Origin of the sequence: Pantoea sp. ANP04 (assembly GCF_041982285.1) — a bacterium.
GTDB lineage: Bacteria > Pseudomonadota > Gammaproteobacteria > Enterobacterales > Enterobacteriaceae > Pantoea > Pantoea eucalypti.
Map to the genome: position 1 here is coordinate 109,950 of NZ_JAUTYS010000001.1, position 17,938 is coordinate 127,887.

At 57.5% G+C, this 17,938-nt stretch carries 14 protein-coding genes and 3 pseudogenes; 4 read left to right on the forward strand and 13 right to left on the reverse strand.

Annotated elements, in window-relative coordinates; translation table 11 throughout:
- Positions 1-240: 240 nt before the first annotated feature.
- A pseudogene (locus tag Q7C21_RS00540) lies at positions 241-662 on the reverse strand (STAS domain-containing protein); the annotation flags it as partial.
- On the opposite strand from Q7C21_RS00540, the pseudogene Q7C21_RS00545 reads away from it, so the two are divergent.
- Positions 661-936 (forward strand): annotated as a pseudogene (locus tag Q7C21_RS00545) (BCCT family transporter); the annotation flags it as partial. The pseudogenes Q7C21_RS00540 and Q7C21_RS00545 sit on opposite strands and share 2 nt — an antisense overlap.
- Positions 937-991: 55 nt before the next feature.
- Here the strand turns inward: Q7C21_RS00545 and Q7C21_RS00550 are convergent.
- Positions 992-2,083, reverse strand: coding sequence for a mechanosensitive ion channel family protein (locus tag Q7C21_RS00550; RefSeq protein ID WP_003852412.1), 1,092 nt, complete (start codon positions 2,081-2,083; stop codon positions 992-994).
- Positions 2,084-2,283: 200 nt separating this feature from the next.
- Here Q7C21_RS00550 and Q7C21_RS00555 point away from each other — a divergent pair.
- Positions 2,284-2,466, forward strand: a pseudogene (locus Q7C21_RS00555) (EAL domain-containing protein); the annotation flags it as partial.
- Positions 2,467-2,552: 86 nt separating this feature from the next.
- Here the strand turns inward: Q7C21_RS00555 and Q7C21_RS00560 are convergent.
- The 3 genes from Q7C21_RS00560 to Q7C21_RS00570 are packed head-to-tail and all read right to left on the reverse strand — an operon-like array spanning position 2,553 to position 5,956.
- Positions 2,553-3,239: a cysteine hydrolase family protein gene (locus tag Q7C21_RS00560; RefSeq protein ID WP_182629492.1), complete on the reverse strand. Its 687-nt coding sequence runs from the start codon at positions 3,237-3,239 to the stop codon at positions 2,553-2,555.
- A gap of 12 nt (positions 3,240-3,251) precedes the next feature.
- Positions 3,252-4,523, reverse strand: a complete 1,272-nt coding sequence (locus tag Q7C21_RS00565) for a purine-cytosine permease family protein (RefSeq protein ID WP_375150262.1) — start codon at positions 4,521-4,523, stop codon at positions 3,252-3,254.
- Positions 4,520-5,956 carry an amidase gene (locus tag Q7C21_RS00570; protein WP_375150263.1) on the reverse strand — a complete coding sequence of 479 codons (1,437 nt, stop codon included), beginning with the start codon at positions 5,954-5,956 and terminating at the stop codon, positions 4,520-4,522. The genes Q7C21_RS00565 and Q7C21_RS00570 overlap by 4 nt, the downstream gene beginning before the upstream one ends.
- A 366-nt stretch (positions 5,957-6,322) precedes the next feature.
- Here Q7C21_RS00570 and Q7C21_RS00575 point away from each other — a divergent pair, with 366 nt between their 5' ends.
- Positions 6,323-6,889, forward strand: a complete 567-nt coding sequence (locus Q7C21_RS00575) for a hypothetical protein (RefSeq protein ID WP_003852402.1) — start codon at positions 6,323-6,325, stop codon at positions 6,887-6,889.
- Entirely contained in the window at positions 6,876-7,103 is a 228-nt protein-coding gene (locus tag Q7C21_RS00580; RefSeq protein WP_003852400.1) for a hypothetical protein, read from the forward strand. Before Q7C21_RS00575 ends, Q7C21_RS00580 begins: the two co-directional genes overlap by 14 nt.
- Before the next feature lie 87 nt (positions 7,104-7,190).
- Here the strand turns inward: Q7C21_RS00580 and Q7C21_RS00585 are convergent, their stop codons facing one another.
- The 8 genes from Q7C21_RS00585 to Q7C21_RS00620 all read right to left on the reverse strand — a co-directional run bounded on the left by Q7C21_RS00585 (position 7,191) and on the right by Q7C21_RS00620 (position 17,937).
- A complete protein-coding gene (locus tag Q7C21_RS00585) occupies positions 7,191-8,033 on the reverse strand; it encodes an oxidoreductase (protein ID WP_003852399.1) in 843 nt (280 codons plus the stop codon).
- 98 nt (positions 8,034-8,131) lie between these two features.
- Positions 8,132-9,913 carry a thiamine pyrophosphate-requiring protein gene (locus Q7C21_RS00590; RefSeq protein ID WP_003852397.1) on the reverse strand — a complete coding sequence of 594 codons (1,782 nt, stop codon included), beginning with the start codon at positions 9,911-9,913 and terminating at the stop codon, positions 8,132-8,134.
- Between the two features lie 61 nt (positions 9,914-9,974).
- A complete protein-coding gene (locus Q7C21_RS00595; protein WP_110411295.1) occupies positions 9,975-11,933 on the reverse strand; it encodes a hydantoinase B/oxoprolinase family protein in 1,959 nt (652 codons plus the stop codon).
- A 1-nt stretch (position 11,934) separates the two neighbouring features.
- Complete coding sequence (locus Q7C21_RS00600) at positions 11,935-13,980, reverse strand: hydantoinase/oxoprolinase family protein (protein ID WP_008926919.1); 2,046 nt, start codon at positions 13,978-13,980, stop codon at positions 11,935-11,937.
- A gap of 18 nt (positions 13,981-13,998) precedes the next feature.
- Positions 13,999-14,445 (reverse strand): GNAT family N-acetyltransferase, encoded by a 447-nt coding sequence (locus Q7C21_RS00605; protein ID WP_003852392.1) that lies wholly within the window; start codon positions 14,443-14,445, stop codon positions 13,999-14,001.
- A 252-nt stretch (positions 14,446-14,697) separates the two neighbouring features.
- A complete protein-coding gene (locus Q7C21_RS00610) occupies positions 14,698-15,207 on the reverse strand; it encodes an Lrp/AsnC family transcriptional regulator (RefSeq protein ID WP_003852391.1) in 510 nt (169 codons plus the stop codon).
- Between the two features lie 166 nt (positions 15,208-15,373).
- On the reverse strand, positions 15,374-16,690 hold the full coding sequence (gene gabT, locus Q7C21_RS00615) for a 4-aminobutyrate--2-oxoglutarate transaminase (RefSeq protein WP_008926920.1): 1,317 nt from the start codon (positions 16,688-16,690) through the stop codon (positions 15,374-15,376).
- Positions 16,691-16,803: 113 nt separating this feature from the next.
- Positions 16,804-17,937 carry a M20 aminoacylase family protein gene (locus Q7C21_RS00620; RefSeq protein WP_039659907.1) on the reverse strand — a complete coding sequence of 378 codons (1,134 nt, stop codon included), beginning with the start codon at positions 17,935-17,937 and terminating at the stop codon, positions 16,804-16,806.
- Between the last annotated feature and the right edge of the window lies 1 nt (position 17,938).

Below are 17,938 nucleotides of genomic sequence, written 5' to 3' on the forward strand. Positions count from 1 at the left end.
GGTTTTATTAAGCTTTGTGTTTTTACCTGGAAAGGTATTACCGGAAGGACAGGGGAAAAAGGGCATTTCAGCCTTCTTGTTTTCCAGAATAAGAATACGAGGTCAACGCGTTACTTAATTTTGTAAGCAGCCGATTATGCAAATGAAAAATCATTAACAGGCCTGCTTTTTCATTCAGTCCGGAACCTGCGGGAGGATCTTTTTTCCAGCACGTGCATCAGGGCTAGCGGCACATCCGGTTTAGCGGCTGCCCATCAGCTTTTCAACTTCTTCGGGTTTGTCATGCACACCAAAGCGGTCAACGAGAGTGCGGATCGCCCCGTTCATGCCTCTGACGTCCACCTCGGCACCTTTGCGGCGGAACTTAATCACGATGCGGTTCAGCACGCTGACCGACGTGATGTCCCAGAAATGGGCGAGCGACACGTCGATGACCACGCGATCCAGCGCCTCGTGGAAATCGAAGTGATGGATAAACCGGTCAGCCGAGGCAAAGAAGACCTGCCCGGTTACGGTATAGGTGCGTGTCTCGCCCTTCAGCACCGAGGAGACCGCCATAAAGCAGGCCACTTTGGTGGCAAAGTTCAGCGACGCAATCAGCACGCCGGTCAGTACCCAAACGCCAGATTGTGGGTGGCCACCACCACGGCAACGGTCGCTACGCTGCGCTGGATGACTTTTTTCGGCAACAGCGCAATCTGGCTGATTGTGCAGCAGGGTGCCACTGACCTGCCGCAGACGATCGTGAGCGATCAGACGCTGGCACTGTTCAACTTCCCTGAGCACCTCCCCTTCAGCTCGCTGCTCTCCTTTATTGCCATGGCGATGGTGGCCGTGCTCTTTGTCACCTCTGCGGACTCAGGCGCCAGGGTGGTCGATACGCTGGCATCGGGCGGCACCGACAAGCCCCCCTGTCGGTATGGCCTGTTTAAGGCTTTACGCGTTGACGCCTGTTTGCAACAGTAAACGCCGTTCCGCACCTCAAAACCCGCTATTCAGCTATTTCCCTTGCTGACTTTTCACCCCCGCTATCCGTCAGTGACGCCCTCACCTGTGGCAGGCTTTCCGGGTAATTCTGCTGAATAAACTCAATCATCTTTTCCCTGACGTAACAGCGCAGATCAAAAGCGATTGGCGAGTTCTGGGCAGTCATCAGCATCCTGATGGTCATGGTTTTTTCGGTGGTATCCGTCACCTGAAGTACAGACGTTTCCCCATCCCAGAGTTTGGTTTCACTCAGGACTTTTTCAAACTGCCTGCGCAGCGGCTCCAGCGGCATGGAGTAATCCACGTAGAGAAATACCGATCCTAAAATCTGGGCATTATTACGCGTCCAGTTCTGAAACGGATTCTCAGTGAAGTAAGTAATTGGCAGCACCAGACGGCGCAAATCCCAGATGCGCACCACCACATAGGTCAGGTTGATCTCCTCAATCCAGCCCCACTCTTTTTCCACCACCACCGCGTCATCAATTTTGATAGGCTGGGTAAAGGCGATCTGAATACCGGCAAACAGATTAACCAGCGACTTCTGTAAGGCGAAACCAATAATGATACCGGCAACACCTGCACCGGCCAGAATAGTGGTGCCGAATTTACGGACGCCAGGAAAGCTCAGCAGTATCAGTGAAATGCAGAACAGTACCAGGATGACAATAACCACTTTTTTGACATAGATAATCTGCGTACGAATTTTTCGTGCACGAAGATTATTCGAAATATTAATGTCATAGCGGATATAGAGCATATCCTGCGCCACATTGGTCAGCCGTATCAGGACCGAACAGAATGACATAATAATAAAGACGTTGATGATGTTAGTGATTAACTCAAGCGACTCAGGGTGAAAGTTAATGTAGTTAATCCCGACATTGATCATTAATAGCGGTACGAAAAAGAACATGGACCCGCTAAGGTGCTTCTCAAGGGATTTGAACAGCTTTCTGTCGCGACTCTGCCAGTAGCGGATAAAGGCCAGCAGGATAAGCCGGGCCAGGAAGCCCACGATAAACGAAAGCGAGACGAGTAATACAACAGGCACCCATGACGGGAAACCAGATAACTCACCGAATAACAATGGCATTATTTTCCCTTATAGTCAGCTGGCAACCTCAGGCTGTCAGCGAAGTGACAAACTCAGTAACCGTTGTCTGCACGGCTATCCGTTCGTAACACATTTAGCGCCCATGAGTATGAACCATCGCAGCGAAGTTGGCAGGAAATGCGCGATGATACGGCAGATTTACCTCAATGGCCCAAGCGAGCGGTCGGACTATCCCGCCCGGCGTAGCGGAAAATTCAGTAGCAAGTATTGAATCGATGATGAAGCTGGGTCAGCCCATGGGCCTGGTGGTCACAGCAGAAGGCGTGGAAACACAGGGGCAGATGTCTGCACTGGCGGATGCAGGCTGTAATCAGCTCCAGGGCTATCTGTTCAGTCAGGCGGTGCCCGACCTGAGACGCTGATTAAGAGAGCTGCGCCAGACAGTCGGTATCATCGCCTGACGGGATAGCCTGAGCAATTTGTACGCTCAGGTTATCCGCCAGAAAGACTAACTGCCCAGGCTGTCCAGCAGTGCGGCAGAGGTGGCAACCGCGCCAAAGATGCCGCCCTGCATATGGATCATACTCAGCGCCGCCTCATGATGACGCCGCTCCGTTGCGGCACAGCAATCAGATAACACCAGACACTCGAAACCGCGATCGTTGGCTTCACGTAGCGTGGTATGAACGCAGACATCGGTGGTTATACCGGTGAGAATCAGATTACGTATGCCGCGACTGCGCAGTATCAGCTCCAGATCGGTGGCGTAAAATGACCCCTTACCTGGCTTATCAATCACGACCTCATCCGGCAACGGGGTCAGCTCCGGAATAATCTCCCAGCCTGGCTCGCCGCGTACCAGAATGCGGCCGCACGGTCCGACATCGCCAATGCCGGCATTCATCCGTCTCGAACGCCACCGTTTATTGGCGGGCAAATCGCTGAGGTCGGGCCGATGCCCTTCACGGGTATGGATAATCGGAAACTGCCGGGCGCGCATCGCGGCCAGTACCTGCTGCAACGGGGCGATGGGTGCGCGGGTCAGGCTGACGTCATAGCCCATGCTATCGACATAGCCGCCGACGCCACAGAAGTCGGTCTGCATATCAATCACAATTAACGCCGTGTCAGCCGGGGTGAAACTGCCGTCAAAAGGCCAGGCGTAAGGGGTTGAATTAACGCTGTAATCGGGCATTGCTGTTCTCCATTACCGGGCGCGGCAGATCACGCTGTAGCTGATGGCGGCGGTCACCAGACCAATCACTGCTTCACCGAACTGCGGGAAAGCCACATGAGCGATCACCGCACACAGGCTACCTATTGCCCAGGCGGCAAACGCTGTACCACGGAATCGCTGAGCCGGACGCTGCTCACTGATGCGCGCCATAAAGATCAAATCCACAATCATCACAGCACCAAATGGTGGCACCACGATCCCGAGCAGGCTGAGCCACTCCAGGAAGTAAGACCAGACGCCCGCCAGTGCCAGCGCGCCACCAATGGCGCCGAGGATCAGCGTCCACAGACGCATTTTGCTGCTGAACAGATGACTGAAACCCACTGCGCCGTTGTAGAGGCAGTGTGTGCAGACCGATCCCAGATTGATAAAGACAAACAGGCAGGCCACCACCGACAGGATGGCACTGTGCCCCATCAGCATCGGCAGGAAGTTACCGCCATTGGTCAGCGGATCCACCGCCGCGCCCACGGCTACAATTACCACGCCGAACAGATACGAGATGACGTTCGCAACCGGAAAAGCGGAGAAGGCAGCGATGACCGCTGAGCGTCCATTCTTCGACCAGCGGGTAAAGTCAGCGGTCATGGTGCCGGAGTCGGCAAAACCGGCCACCACCATGGTGACGGCGGTGCCCATGCTCATTGCGCCGGCGGCGCTGGCGCTGCCTTTCCACTGCGTCACCACGGAGAAGTCGTGCTGTTTGCTGATCAGCCACAGTGCCACCATCCCGAGCACCACAAACAGCGGCGCGGCGATCATCCCCAGCACGGACAGCGCCCGCACGCCCAGGAACGTGATGCCGGTGTAGAGGATCATGGCAAAGGCCGTCACCGCCAGCGCATTCCAGCCGAAGGTCTGATTAATCACCGTGCCGGTAAGGCCGGTCTGGAAGGCATACCAGCCGATCACCACCGTCGAGAGAAAACCCGAGACCAGGATGTAGCCTTTGCTGCCAAAGGTGCGTCTGGCCTGTAAAGCAAAGTTCATCCCGCTGTTACCGGCGTACCAGCTCAGCGCGCCGACATAGGCGAACAGCACCAGGTTGCCCAGCAGGATGGCGATCAGCGCGGGCCAGAAGCCCAGATGCCAGGTAATGATGCCGCCAAACAGCGCATTGGTGAGGATCATCGGGAATCCAAACCAGACCGCTGAAACAGAGCGGGTTGAATGACGATGCGTCAGCGGCACCGGCTCATGTTCAAATTCCTGCTCCAGCGCAGGTGTGTCAGACGTTTTCATTGGGCGATTCCGGGTTGAAGGTGATTCCACGGCTGAATGCGCTCGAAAGCGGCACTGGCAGCCAGCACTAAAGCATCATCAAGATGACGACCAACAATCTGCATACCGACCGGCAGGCCGCTGGCGGTGAAACCTGCAGGCACTGACGCGGCGGGCTGGCCGGTGAAATTGAACGGGAAGCAGAATGAGAGCCAGTGATCGTTGCGAACCATGCGACTATCAATGATCTCTGGTCCCTGCATTCCCAGCGGAAACGGCGGTACGGCCAGTGTCGGCGTGATCAACAGATCAAAGCGCTGCATGAAGCGCCACAGGCTGTTGCTGACCGCTTTGCGGGTGGCGATGGCATCGGTAAAGTTCTCTGCCCGCCAGTCGCGCTGTAACATAGCGACCAGATGCGGTGACATTGTGCTGCCCTGCTCCGCCATCATCTGGCGCATGCCGGTGAGATCACTTTCCATCGCCACCAGTGCGCCAAAAGCGGCAGCCGGATCCGGGAAGCCAGGATCGGCCAGCTCCAGTTCCGCACCGATTTCAGCAGCAAATCGATGCACCGCCGCGCTGACCACTGCGCGAACTTCCGGGTCAACGGCCACATAGCCAAAATCTGCGCTGAATGCGATGCGCAATTTGCCCGGAAGATGTTCCGGTGCACCCAGCCAGTCAACGTCGCTGCAGGGGATGGAGTGGCGGTCACGCATATCCGGTCCTGCCATCAGTGACATCATCAGAGCGGCATCGCGCACGCTGCGCGTCATCGGCCCGATATGCTCCAGCGACTCCCAGCTTGAGACGCCGGGATAGCGTTCATCACGACAGCCAGGCCATAACGGCACCCGCCCCATCGACGCCTTGAAGCCAAAAATGCCGCAGTGCGCCGCCGGAATACGCACTGACCCGCCGCCATCGCTGCCCAGTGTAATCGGGCAAAGGCGTGCCGCCACCGCCGCCCCGGAACCCGCGCTGGAACCGCCCGGCGTCATCGCCAGATTCCAGGGATTACGTGGCGACGGAAAAAGCGGATTGTGCCCGACGCCGCTGTAGCCGAACTCCGGCGCGGTGGTTTTACCCAGCAGAATGGCGTCGGCGGCCAGTAGCCGTTCCACCGTGATGTCGTCATCTTCCGGTATGAACTCTTTGTAAGCTGCTGAACCGGAGGTAGTGCGGACGTTTGCGGTGCAGATGAGATCTTTTACCGCCAGCGGCACGCCTGCCAGCGCGCCCAGTGTTTCTCCCCGCGCACGTCGGTCATCTATGGCTTTAGCCTGTGCCATCGCAAGCTCGGGTGTCGGGGTGCAAAAGGCCTGCACCGTCGGTTCACGCTGTTCCATCCTCGCCAGCGCCGCAGCGGTCAGTTCGCAGGCTGATACTTCCCCGTTGCGGATCAGAGCGGCCATCGTGGTGGCATCGTCGTCTAATAAGGAGTCAAACATGGGTTACCTCGCCAAAAGTGTACCCATGAGCTAGTGCATGAAGCGTGCCAGATAGCCGCGAACTCAAGGGGCTGGGTCAGGGATGCGAGGTGGAATACGGGCTGGGATACAAGATCGAATTCTTATGGTGTCAGAAGCGGGTCGCTGTTTATTTTTTCAGCACAGTGATGGCGCAGGGCTGCGCAATAAGGGTGCGTGCCAGGTGAATGGTTTGTGGGCTGGCTTACAGAACGGTGTTGTTAATGCGCAACAGCGGCTGAAATGCTGGAATGAATAACCTCACTTTTACCATGGATGTTTGACGGTGCTGAGCAGGAACTGAAAAATCGAGTTTCAGGGATTCATATGTTACGGCAGGGATGAGAAGTGCGTATTGAAGAAGATATTTATCTCGAAAACTACGAAATCAGACGAAAAAGATTTATTTATGACCGCCAGATTTATCACAGCTACGTTTTTGTTGGCGGCAGCGAAACTTACACTGTCATCGTTGGCGACCGGATAGATGAACAGACCTTTACCCGCATCGGATATCGGATGCCACCCGGTATCTCCTTTCCTGTTAACGGGCTGGCTGAGGTCTGTTTTGACGTGTTCGATGGTCTGGAGTGCATGAGCGATTTTCGCCACATCAGCATTCCCGGATTAGGTAGTGCAGTCGTTTTAAAAAGTGTAGTACTTGCGTTAATGGCACACCATGAAAGCTTCTCTATCGGCGGTTTTGTTTTCCAGCCTGCGTCTGGCGAGATCGTTGAACGCAATCGTCCGACTCCTCTGGAAGAGATCTACGACGCCATGCTTGGGTTAAAAAATGAACTACGCTACAATCGCCGAACAGGGTTGCCGAAGAAAGCGCCGCAACCTTTAATCCCGGACTGTTTCCAGGCTTATAAAGTAGTGACTACAGGGAGAGCTTGCTATGTCGTTTTATGATACACACGATGAAACAACCCCTTTGGCTCCGGTTGAAACCCGATATAAAGAGTTAAGGGCACTTTTGATTGCAGAGTGGCTGGCCCGGCCCGATCTGCCCGCCATTAAAGCTCAGTTAGCTCAGGCGAGAAAACGTTCGTCATCTGCCCTGTTGCGCCGCAAGCTGAAAGAACTGAATGCGCGCGACATGCAGGAAGCAAAGATTCCCGATTAGCACTCAAAGGCCCGATAAACGGGCCTTTCGTATTTTAATAGCTTCTGGTTCACCCGCAGGCGGCTTCCCGCCACCCACAATTCACCTCTATTCCGGAAAATCCGTCTCCACCGACGTCTGTTTCCACGCGTCTATCTCAGCCAGACGCTCTTTGAGCTTACCTGTCACGGCGTCATGGCCCCAGGCCCCCATCACCAGATGACGTGGCGGGTTTTCATGCTCGGTAATAGCAATCATCGCCGCGGCGGCCCGCGCCGGATCACCCTTCTGAGTGCCGCTGTATTCGGAGGTCGCTTTCATCCGCGCGGCGGCGGTCTCCGCATAGTCTGGCAGCGTGCTCGGCGTCTGATGCAGTGAGCGTCCGGCCCAGTCGGTGCGGAACGGACCTGGCTCAACACAGGTCACGTGAATGCCCAGCGGACCGGCTTCCAGCGCCAGCGAATCGGACCAGCCTTCCACCGCATGTTTGCTGGCAGAGTAGTAGCCTGAGCTGGCAAAACCGATTAAGCCTGCCACTGAGGTAATGTTGATCACGTGGCCGCTGCGCGCCTTTCTCATTGCGGGCAGCACGGCGCGGGTCAGGGCAAACAGACCGAAAACGTTGGCATCAAACTGCGCGCGGATTTCGCTTTCCACACCCTCTTCCACCGAGCTCTGATAACCGTAACCGGCGTTGTTTACCAGCACATCAATGGTGCCGAACGTGTCCAGGGCCGCACTGACGGCCTGGTCAATACTCAACTGCTGCGTCACATCCAGCGCTACCGCCAGTGCGTTGTCGTGTCCCTCAACCAGATCGGCAATGGACGCGGTATCACGCGCCGTCACAACCACCTTAAAGCCACGCGCGATGGTCTGCTGCGCCAGTTCACGACCAAAACCGGTCGAACATCCCGAGATTAACCAGACAGGGCTGGAATGAGCAGTCATAACAAGACTCCCGTTGAGAATGATGAAGGGGTTTAAGACCCGGACGCGAGGGCATCCGGGAATAAAGGTTAGTGAGACGCGACCGCCCCACTTAGCCCTTAATGCTTTTTATGAAACAGCTGACTGGCGGTGTCGCTGATGATTTGCGCTGCGCCGCGATCGCCCTTCACCATCGACGCCATAAAGGCTTTCGCCTGCTTAAAGGTGATGTGTGGCGGTAATGGCGCGACTTCCGGATCGGTTTTCACCTCCAGTAATACCGGGCGATCGGCGCTGAGCGCACGCTGCCAGGCACCTGCCAGATCGTCAGGATTGTCGACAAAAATACCGACCATTCCCAGCGACTGCGCAAACTCAGCGTACTTCACATCCGGCAGCTGTTGTGACGCGTCGAAGCGAGGGTTACCCTCCATCACGCGCTGCTCCCAGGTGACCTGATTCAGATCCTGATTGTTGAACACGCAGACAATCAGGCGCGGATCGGCCCACTGCTGCCAGTATTTCTGAATAGTGATCAGCTCGGCCATGTTGTTCATCTGCATCGCACCGTCTCCCACCAGCGCCACCACCGGTTTTTCCGGGTGAGCAAATTTCGCGGCAATCGCGTAAGGCACCGCCGCGCCCATACAGGCCAGACCGCCGGAGAGTGACGCGCGCTGTCCCTGCTTCACCCGATAGTCGCGGGCAAACCAGTTGGCGCAGGAGCCGGAATCCGAGGTGACAATGGCGTTGTCCGGTAACTGAGGTGACATCTCCCACACTACCCGCTGCGGATTGACCGGATTAGCCGGTGCCATGGCACGCTCTTCCATCAGCGTCCACCAGTCACGTACCTGAACCGCAATATCCTCCTGCCAGCTGCGATCCGCTTTATGCTCCAGCAGCGGCAGCAGCGCGCGCAGCGTTTCTGCCGCATCGCCATGCAGGTTCACTTCGCTGGGATAGCGCAGGCCCAGCATGGCGGGATCGATGTCTATCTGCACCGCACGCGCCTTGCCCTCTTCCGGCAGAAATTCCGTCCACGGGAAGCCGCTGCCAATCATCAGCAGGGTGTCGCAGTTTTGCATTAAATCGGATGAAGGTTTCGTGCCGAGCAGGCCAATCGAGCCGGTAACAAACGGCGCGTCGTCCGGCAGCACATCTTTGCCCAGCAGCGCTTTTGCTACTCCGGCACCCAGCACATTGGCAACCTGCACCACCTCAACGGCGGCGTTGCGTGCGCCCGCACCGATGAGAATCGCCACTTTTTTACCGGCGTTAAGCACGTCGGCAGCGCGTTGCAGGTCCGCTTCGTAGGGGATAACTTTGGGACGCTGATAGCCGCTGCCGGAATGGGTGAAGCCATGCAGATGCTGCGGCGGCTGCCACTCTTCATCCTGAATATCTTTAGGGATGATGATCACCGCCACGCCGTTTTGCGCTTTGGCAATGCGCACGCCACGATCCAGCAGATGGCGCACCTGTGTCGGGGTCGAAGCTTCCTGAACGAAGTTAGCGACGTCCGAGAAGATGCGGTCCAGGTTCATCTCCTGCTGATAACTGGCTCCACGCGCAGTCGCTTCTGCCTGTCCGGCAATCGCCAGCACCGGCGCATGGTCCATTTTGGCGTCATAAAGCCCGGTCAGCAGATGGGTTGCGCCCGGCCCGCCAGTTGAGAGACAGACGCCCAGCTCCCCAGTAAACTTCGCGTGCCCGGCCGCCATAAAGGCCGCCATCTCCTCGTGCCGCACCTGAATAAATTCGATGCCGTCACCTTTAGCGTTAGCGCGCTGGATAGCTCCCAGCACGCCGTTAATCCCGTCACCTGGATAGCCGTAGATGCGTGTGACGCCCCACTCTTTCAGGCGCTGGACAAAAAAATCACTGGTTTTCATGCTCATCGTCGCGTTGCCTTCATAGTCCATGCAGACTTAAAGCGTAGTCGACGATGCGCACTCTCCGTTAATTGTTCGCCATGGCCGGGTATCGCTGATGCAAATCACTGAATATTTGATTCATATCCGCCGTTTCGCCTATCTCCGCTACCGCCCGGAATACCTGGGTTTTCAGGAAATGACGCCAGCTGACCGGTGCGCCTGCCAGAAAAGCGGTCAGCAACTGGTAACGCTGAGGGGTCCAGAGCGTTTCAAAGCGATTCCGTGCCTCGCCGTGCTCAAAATGCTGCGCAGCGCGTTGCGGCATCGCGGCGCGAAGGCGCGCTGTGGCTGACTCATCCACACCGTCATCAACGATCACTACGCCATACTGCGCCCGGGCTGCTGCGACGCTGAGATAACCACAGCGCACATCCTGCATGACCGCCTCAGTCTCGCGCTGTGACGGCAGGCCATAACCGCCCGCGCCAGGGCCCCGCACTTCGACCACGTCACCCGGCTGGCAGTGGATTACGTCTGTGTTGCCGTGATTGATAACCTCGCCATTGCGCCGGGTGCAGAAGTAAGAGAGCGCCCCGTTCTGCCCGCCCACCAAGCCCGCCGAGGCAAACACCGACCGGTTACGGTTGCGCGCGGTAATCGTGGTGTTGGGCGAGAAAATCTCAAATGCCATTTCGGTCGCTAAGCCGCCGCGATAGCGACCTGGGCCGGCGCTGTCCTGAGCCAGCCCGTAACGATGAAAACGGATCGGGACTTCCGCTTCGTTGATCTCAATGGGCGTGTTTTTCAGGAAGGCAGACAGCCCGCCAGAGCCGTCAGGCCCGTCATGACGCGGCGTACCGCCCGCGCCACCACCCACTGGACCCAGAGAAGCAACCACGCTGCGGTTATGCGTCTGCGTGCGGATGTTCATGATTGAATTACCGCCCGGTGAATTGGCGGGAAGACGGTCCGGCATCGCCAGCGAGAAGACGCCGATTGTCGCAATCTGCGACAGTGCACAGGTCAGCGAGCGCATCCCCACCGCCGCCGGTGCTTCACAATTCATCACCGTACCCGGCGGCAGGATCGCCCGGGTCGGTCGCAGTGTTCCCGCGTTCAGCAGCAGCGAACGATCCAGTGTGGAGAGCACATAAGTGACGCCCACCAGCGCCAGCGGATGCCGTTCACGGCCGCCGGTCGGCATGTTCAGTGACGAGGCCAGCTGCGGGTCGCTGCCGGTGTAGTCCAGCTCCAGCTGATCGCCCTGCACCCGCAGTGTAATGGCGATACGGCAGGGATAACCGCCCTCGCCATCTTCATCGGCGTAGTCGGCATAAAAATACTCCCCATCGGGAATGGTGCTGATAATGCTGCGGGCCTGTGCTTCGGCGTAATCGAGAATCCCTTCTATGCCCTGTAAAAAATCGTCGATACCAAAACGGGCGATAATGTCGTGGATTTTACGCTCACCGACGTTAACTGAAGCCAGCTGTGCTTTGAAATCACCCCAGTTCTGGTCCGGCACCCGCACGTTGAGCCGCATGATGCTGGCGACCTCTTCATTGAGCTGCCCCTGCCGCATGATTTTCAGTGGCGGGATGCGGATCCCCTCCTGCACGATATCGGTCAGCGAGCGCGACAGTGAGGCGGGCACCGCGCCGCCGACGTCGGTGTTATGAATGTGCCCCACCACGAAGCAGACAATTTCGCCCTTGTAAAACACCGGCTTCCAGATGTGGATATCGGGCGAGTGCGTCGCCACATTGCCGGCGTAGGCGTCATTAGTAATGCAGATATCGCCGTCGGCGTAATCGTCAATCAGTGCCAGTACTGGCGCATAGTCGATGCCGCTGTACCAGGGTGCGCCAAAACTGCGCGGCGAGGCAAACGCCAGTCCGGTGCGGCTGACAATCTGGCAGGAGAAATCCTCCGTCTCTTTAACAAAGGTGGAGTGCGCGGTACGCATCAGGGTAAAGGCCATCGCATCAGCAGCAGCGGCGCAGTAGTTCGCCAGGATTTGTAAGTTACGTCCATCAATCGCCATGTTATGCCTCGTTCGCCGTGATCAGCAGGTTACCAAAGGAATCGACCGTCACGCCCATACCGGGCGGCACGCAGGTGGTGCAATCGTTCTGCGCAATGATGACCGGACCCCGTAACTGATGGCCGGCAAGCAATACGGTTCGCAGCACCACATCCACCTGATGCCATGCGCCGTCGATCCATGCATCGGTCTGTTTCAGCACTGGCACCGGTTCTGTCGCCGTTGCGAGCCGGTTAATCACCGGTTTTGGCGTGGGTGAGGCGATCACCAGCCGCAGGTTAATCAACTGCACCGGTGCCTGCGGGTCACTGTGACCAAACAGCTGCTGATGCTGGCGATCAAAGGCGTCATGCAGCGCAGTGAAATCTGCCTGCGTCAGCCAGCTCGCCTCCAGCGGCACGTCGATTTCAAACGACTGTCCGTGATAGCGCATATCCGCGCTGAACTGCAGGCTATAGGGCATGTCGCTGCCGTGCTCCTGCGTCAGCCAGTTGCAGGCGCGCTGCTGCAAGGCTTCGGCTTCACTGGCTAATGTGTCAGCCAGCGCAGGCGTCAGGTCGCCGTAGAGTGTGCGGATAAAATCGTTGCGGATGTCCGCTACCAGTCCGCCTAATGCGGAGAGCACGCCTGGCGTAGGCGGAACAATCACCCCTTTCATGTTCAGTTCGCGGGCAAGAAAACAGCCCATCATCGGGCCCGCTCCGCCAAAGGCGAGGAACCAGAATTCACGTGGGTCGAGGCCAAAGCGGGACAGCAGGCCACTGGTGTCGCTGTACATGCTGGAGATCGCCAGTTGAATAGCGGTTTCCGCGGTTTCCTCGACCGAAATAGTGAGGGCATCGGCCAGGGGCTGCCAGGCCGCCCGGGCGGCGGCAACATCCACCGTCACGGCGTTATAACCCAACGCACCGTGGCCCATCATGCCGCAGGCGGCAAAGGCATCGGTGGCCGTCGGCTGTGTGCCGCCGCGCTGGAAGCAGACCGGACCCGGCAGCGATCCGGCACTGTCTGGTCCCATCTGCAATACGCCCTGCCCGTCAATCCACGCCAGCGAGCCGCCGCCTTGCCCCACTGAGGTGACGGCGACAGAAGGAATAAAGATCGGGAAGTCGCCGATGATTTCGCCGTTGCCCTGCGCCACTTTGCCGTCAATGATCACCGCTACGTCGGCGCTGGTGCCGCCAATATCCAGGCTGAGGATTTTGTCAAAACCGCAGGCGCTGGCCAGATAGCTGGCCCCGATCACCCCGGAGGCGGTGCCCGAGAGCACCATCTGGACGCATTCGCGTTTCGCCTGCCCGACGCCCATTACCCCACCGTTGGATTTGGTGATACGCGGCGGCGGCTTTACGCCAAGCCGTTTCAGCGCCTGCTCAAAGGATTCCAGGTAGTGAATGACCATCGGCTGCACGTAGGCATTAATGGTGGCGGTGATGGTGCGTTCATATTCACGAATAATCGGCCAGATGTCAGCGGAACAGGAGGTCAGCAGCTCAGGCGCGACTTCCTCAATAATCGCTTTTACTGCTGCTTCATTATGCCGGTTGCGATAGCTGTGCAGCAGCGACACGACAATACCCTGACAACCTGCGGCGCGTGCCTGCTCAATGGCGTCCAGCACGCTCTGACGATCAGGCGCGTGCAGCACATTGCCGTGGGCGTCAATGCGTTCGCGGATGGCAAATACCCGGTCGCGGGTAATCAGCGGTGCGGCACGCCGGGAGAAAAGATCATGGATATGCGGAATTTTCAGCCGCGCCAGCTCCAGAACATCGCAGAAGCCCTCGGTAGCAAACAGTGCCAGCCGCACACCGCGCCGCTGGATCACCGCGTTAATCCCTACCGTCGTGCCGTGGGTAAAGTAGCCAATCTCAGCGGGATCAATGCCCTGATGCTGCTGAAATTGCGTCAGCCCGGTCTCGATTTCGCTGCCAGGTTTGTCCGGGCGTGACAGGACTTTGAGGGTATGGATCTGGTTCGTTTGCTGGTCCAGCACGGCGAAATCAGTAAAGGATCCACCAATATCCACGCCAACGCGGTATCGCATATCGGGTTAACTCCAGAGTTATGAGAGCGGAAATTCCATCAGCGTCTCGGGATGCTGCACAACACGCCAGCCGAGTCGCTGGTAGACCTGATGGGCATCCTGGGTTGAAAGCATCCAGCGGTGCACCGTTTGCAGCTCCGGATGTTCACGGACGCAGGTCGCCAGCCAGCTGCCCAGCCCGTGACCGCGCCAGTTTTCATCAATGATCACGTCGCACAGCCAGCCAAAACGGGTGTAGTCAGTGATCAGTCGGGCAAAACCTATCTGAGTCTGCTGGTGATAAAGACCAAACGGCAGCGAACCGGCAATCGCCCGCGTGGTTTTGGCCTGCGGCTGACCTTTGGCCCAGTAGGACTTCTCCGCCAGCTGAATATGGATCCAGGCAAGGTCCAGCCGCTGGCGATCGGTAGAAATGGTGAACATATCGCGCTGCCACTGCTGATCAGCAATCTGTAATGAGTCCATGGCAACTCCTTGTATCGGTTGAAATCATTTTAAAAGGGTTCGGACGATGGTTGAGGCTGTAGCGCGCCCTGAAACCGGGTGCAGCCACTGAATTTTGTAACGGAAAAAAATTTTATGCTGAGGGAAGATTGGGCAGATTAAAGCGGTATAGAGGTAACGGGATAACGGGTCAGGCAGGCAGCCAAAAAGCGGGATGGGTGTGACGGCCCTCTCTCCGGTGGACGCAGGAGAGAGGCAACGCCGGGCAGACATTTATACGCCGAACTCCACAGTGTGCTTCCCGATGAGCGATCGTAACGGCACGCTGCTTTTCATGATCGGGGATTTAATCACGATATAGCTGAAGTACTTATCAATGCCGATCTGCGCATCCAGCATCTTCTCAATCACTTCCTGATAATGTTCAATGCTGCGGGTAATAAAGCGCAGCAAATAGTCATAGCCGCCGGTGATCAGATGGCACTCCATCAGCTCATCGACGTCGCGCATCGCACTTTCGAACTTCATAAAATCTTCGCGGCGATGGCCTGACAGGGTGACTTCGGTAAAGACGGTCACCGAATCGGTAATGCGGGTGAGATTAATGTGCGCTTCATAACCGGTGATAAAACCAGCCTGTTCCAGACGTTTGACCCGTTGCAGACAGGGACTGGGCGAGAGACCGACGGCGTCGGCGAGGTTAACGTTGCTGATACGGCCATCTTTCTGGAGTTGCACCAGGATGTTGATGTCGATGCGGTCAAGTTTCATTAAGCCGTTCATAGCACCCCCCTCATTGTCAGAGCCTGTTGGGCCAGGCGCTTAATCAAATGTTCAGAACCTCCCGAAGATATAACACGCTTTACCGTAAACGCGCCAGCGCTTCGCAGTGGTTATACCAGCGGGAGGCTTTCAAATTATTCTAATAAAATCAATGAGGAATGCAGATTTAACCCAACCGGCCCGTGGCGCGGGCCAGCGCAATATCAAAGATATGCAATGCCTCTTCCAGTTGTGAGTCGGTCGTGACCAGCGGCGCCAGGAAACGGATGGTGTTGCGATGCAGGCCGCATTTGATCAGCAGCAATCCTTCCTGGCAGGCGCTGTCGAGGATCTTCTGGGTAAGCGCCGCATCGGGACGCCCCGTTTCGAAGTCGAGAATTTCCACCGCCTGCATAAAGCCCACGCCGCGCACATCACCAATGCAGGCATATTTGTCCGCCAGCTGTCGCAGACGGGCGTTGAGCTGTTCGCCGAGCTGACAGGACCGCTGCAACAGGTTCTCATGTTCAAACAGATCCAGTACCGCCAGCGCCGCCGCACAGCCCAGTGCGTTGCCGCCGTAGGTGCCGCCTAACCCGCCTGGCGTTGGCGCATCCATGATCTCTGCACGGCCAACCACACCGGAAATCGGCAGACCGCCGCCGAGGCTTTTCGCCAGGGTAATTAAATCTGGTTTGATCCCCAACTGCTGGAAGGCAAACATGGTACCGGTGCGCCCAAAGCCGGATTGCACTTCATCACAGATCAGCAGAATGCCGTGCTGGCTGGTGATACGACGCAGAGCCTGCATAAAGGCCGGTCCGGCTGGCAGGAAGCCGCCATCGCCCTGTACCGGCTCGATGATAATCGCAGCCACACGCTCAGGCAGTATCTGCACGGCGAAGAGCTGATCCATCGCCTTCAGGCAGTCCGCTTCGGTGATGCCGTGCAGCGGGTTCGGGAATGGCAGACGATAGATGTCGCCAGGGAACGGACCAAAGTTCTGTTTGTAAGGCGCGGACATACCGGTCAGGGTGACGCCCAATAAGGTACGCCCATGAAACGCACCATCAAACGCGATGATGCCAGGCCGCTGGGTGTGCGAGCGGGCAATCTTCACCGCATTTTCCACGGCTTCGGCGCCGCTGGTGAAGAAGACGCTTTTGAATGCCTCATCGCCGCCGACCAGTTTGTTCAGCCGCTGTGCCAGTTCAATGTAGCCCGGATAGGCCACCACCTGAAAACAGGCGTGAGAAACCAGACCCAACTGCCTGGTGACCGCATTGACCACCGCAGGGTGATTGTGGCCGACGTTCAGCACGCCGATGCCGCCAACAAAGTCGAGATAGCGATTGCCCTCCACATCCCATACTTCACTGCCTCTGGCGCGTTCGATCACCAGCGGATGGGCGGTCACTACACCGCGCGGCACATTCTGCTCACGTGCATCCAGTAACAGGCTGTTATCGGAATATGCTTGCTGCTCTGCCATGACATTCTGCATTTTAAACCCTCATCCACGTAACGTTCGGTTGGCTCAAGTATCGCAACCTGCTGGTTTCTTACGCTGCCGTAATTCCCCAGGCAGCGGCATTTCCTGTCAAAATCCCGCTGCATTCAGCAGGGAAATTTCTCTGCCAGCGCCTGACGAATCAGGGCGACAAAAACGTTAATGCCATGCGGGATCAGCGCATCATTGAAGTCGTAAGCGGCATGGTGCAGCGGCTTGCAGGGTGCCGATCCCAGCCACAGATAGGCACCGGGGCGCGCCTGCAGCATAAAAGCAAAATCTTCTGAGGTCAGCGCGGGCTGTGGTGCGAGGTCAGCCGGGATGCCCGCCTGCTTTAGCGCCTCAAGGGAAAGCTGCGCTTCCGTTGCGCTGTTGATCGTCGCCGGGTAGTAGCGCCGATAGCTGACCTCTGCCTGCAGGCCGTGGGCGGCGGTGATGTGCGCCGCCATCTGGCGCAAACGCGCTTCAATCGTATCCTGTGCAGTCGGGCTGAAGGTGCGCACCGTGCCGGTGATGTTCGCCTCTGCCGGGATCATGTTGTGTGAAAAGCCACCCTGCATTCGGGTAACGGTGAGCAGCGCGGTTTCGCATGGGTCGAGTGCGCGTGAAACCAGGGTATTCAGCTGCACCACCAGCTCACTGGTCGCAAGAAGCGTATCGCATGTGAGATGAGGCTGCGCAGCGTGACCGCCGCCACCCAGCACCCGAATATCAAAGCGGTCGGCTGCCGCCATGATGGCGCCGGGCCGGGTCTGCACCTGACCGAGGGGCAGTTCAGGCCAGTTATGAATGGCGTAGACCGCCTCACAGGGAAAGCGGCTGAAAAGGCCATCCTCGATCATCGCCTTTGCGCCCGCCTGCCCCTCTTCGGCAGGCTGAAAGATAAAGCAGACGCTGCCGTCAAAGCTGACGTCGCGCGCCAGTTTTTCGGCGGCCCCCAGCAGCATCACAGTATGACCGTCATGGCCGCAGGCGTGACTCACCTGCTCTGCCTGGCTTTGCCACTCTGTGCCGCTCTGATCCTGCATCGGCAACGCATCCATATCGGCGCGCAGGCCGATCATGCGGTCACTGCTGCCCTTTTTCAGTATCCCGACCACGCCGGTTTTACCGATGCCGCGATGCACCTCCATGCCCAGCTGTTGCAGGAAATTCGCCACCATCTCGCTGGTGCGTTGCTCCTGAAAGCCCAGCTCCGGGTGCGCATGCAGATCGCGGCGCAGTGCCACTAAATGTTCCATC

Excerpts from the sequence above, each read along its gene's own strand:
- Q7C21_RS00550 (WP_003852412.1), bottom strand. The coding sequence starts at position 2,083 with ATGCCATTGTTATTCGGTGAGTTATCTGGTTTCCCGTCATGGGTGCCT.
- Q7C21_RS00560 (WP_182629492.1), bottom strand. The coding sequence starts at position 3,239 with ATGCCCGATTACAGCGTTAATTCAACCCCTTACGCCTGGCCTTTTGAC.
- Q7C21_RS00565 (WP_375150262.1), bottom strand. The coding sequence starts at position 4,523 with ATGAAAACGTCTGACACACCTGCGCTGGAGCAGGAATTTGAACATGAG.
- Q7C21_RS00570 (WP_375150263.1), bottom strand. The coding sequence starts at position 5,956 with ATGTTTGACTCCTTATTAGACGACGATGCCACCACGATGGCCGCTCTG.
- Q7C21_RS00580 (WP_003852400.1), top strand. The coding sequence starts at position 6,876 with ATGTCGTTTTATGATACACACGATGAAACAACCCCTTTGGCTCCGGTT.
- Q7C21_RS00585 (WP_003852399.1), bottom strand. The coding sequence starts at position 8,033 with ATGACTGCTCATTCCAGCCCTGTCTGGTTAATCTCGGGATGTTCGACC.
- Q7C21_RS00590 (WP_003852397.1), bottom strand. The coding sequence starts at position 9,913 with ATGAGCATGAAAACCAGTGATTTTTTTGTCCAGCGCCTGAAAGAGTGG.
- Q7C21_RS00595 (WP_110411295.1), bottom strand. The coding sequence starts at position 11,933 with ATGGCGATTGATGGACGTAACTTACAAATCCTGGCGAACTACTGCGCC.
- Q7C21_RS00600 (WP_008926919.1), bottom strand. The coding sequence starts at position 13,980 with ATGCGATACCGCGTTGGCGTGGATATTGGTGGATCCTTTACTGATTTC.
- Q7C21_RS00605 (WP_003852392.1), bottom strand. The coding sequence starts at position 14,445 with ATGGACTCATTACAGATTGCTGATCAGCAGTGGCAGCGCGATATGTTC.
- Q7C21_RS00610 (WP_003852391.1), bottom strand. The coding sequence starts at position 15,207 with ATGAACGGCTTAATGAAACTTGACCGCATCGACATCAACATCCTGGTG.
- gabT (WP_008926920.1), bottom strand. The coding sequence starts at position 16,690 with ATGCAGAATGTCATGGCAGAGCAGCAAGCATATTCCGATAACAGCCTG.
- Q7C21_RS00620 (WP_039659907.1), bottom strand. The coding sequence starts at position 17,937 with ATGGAACATTTAGTGGCACTGCGCCGCGATCTGCATGCGCACCCGGAG.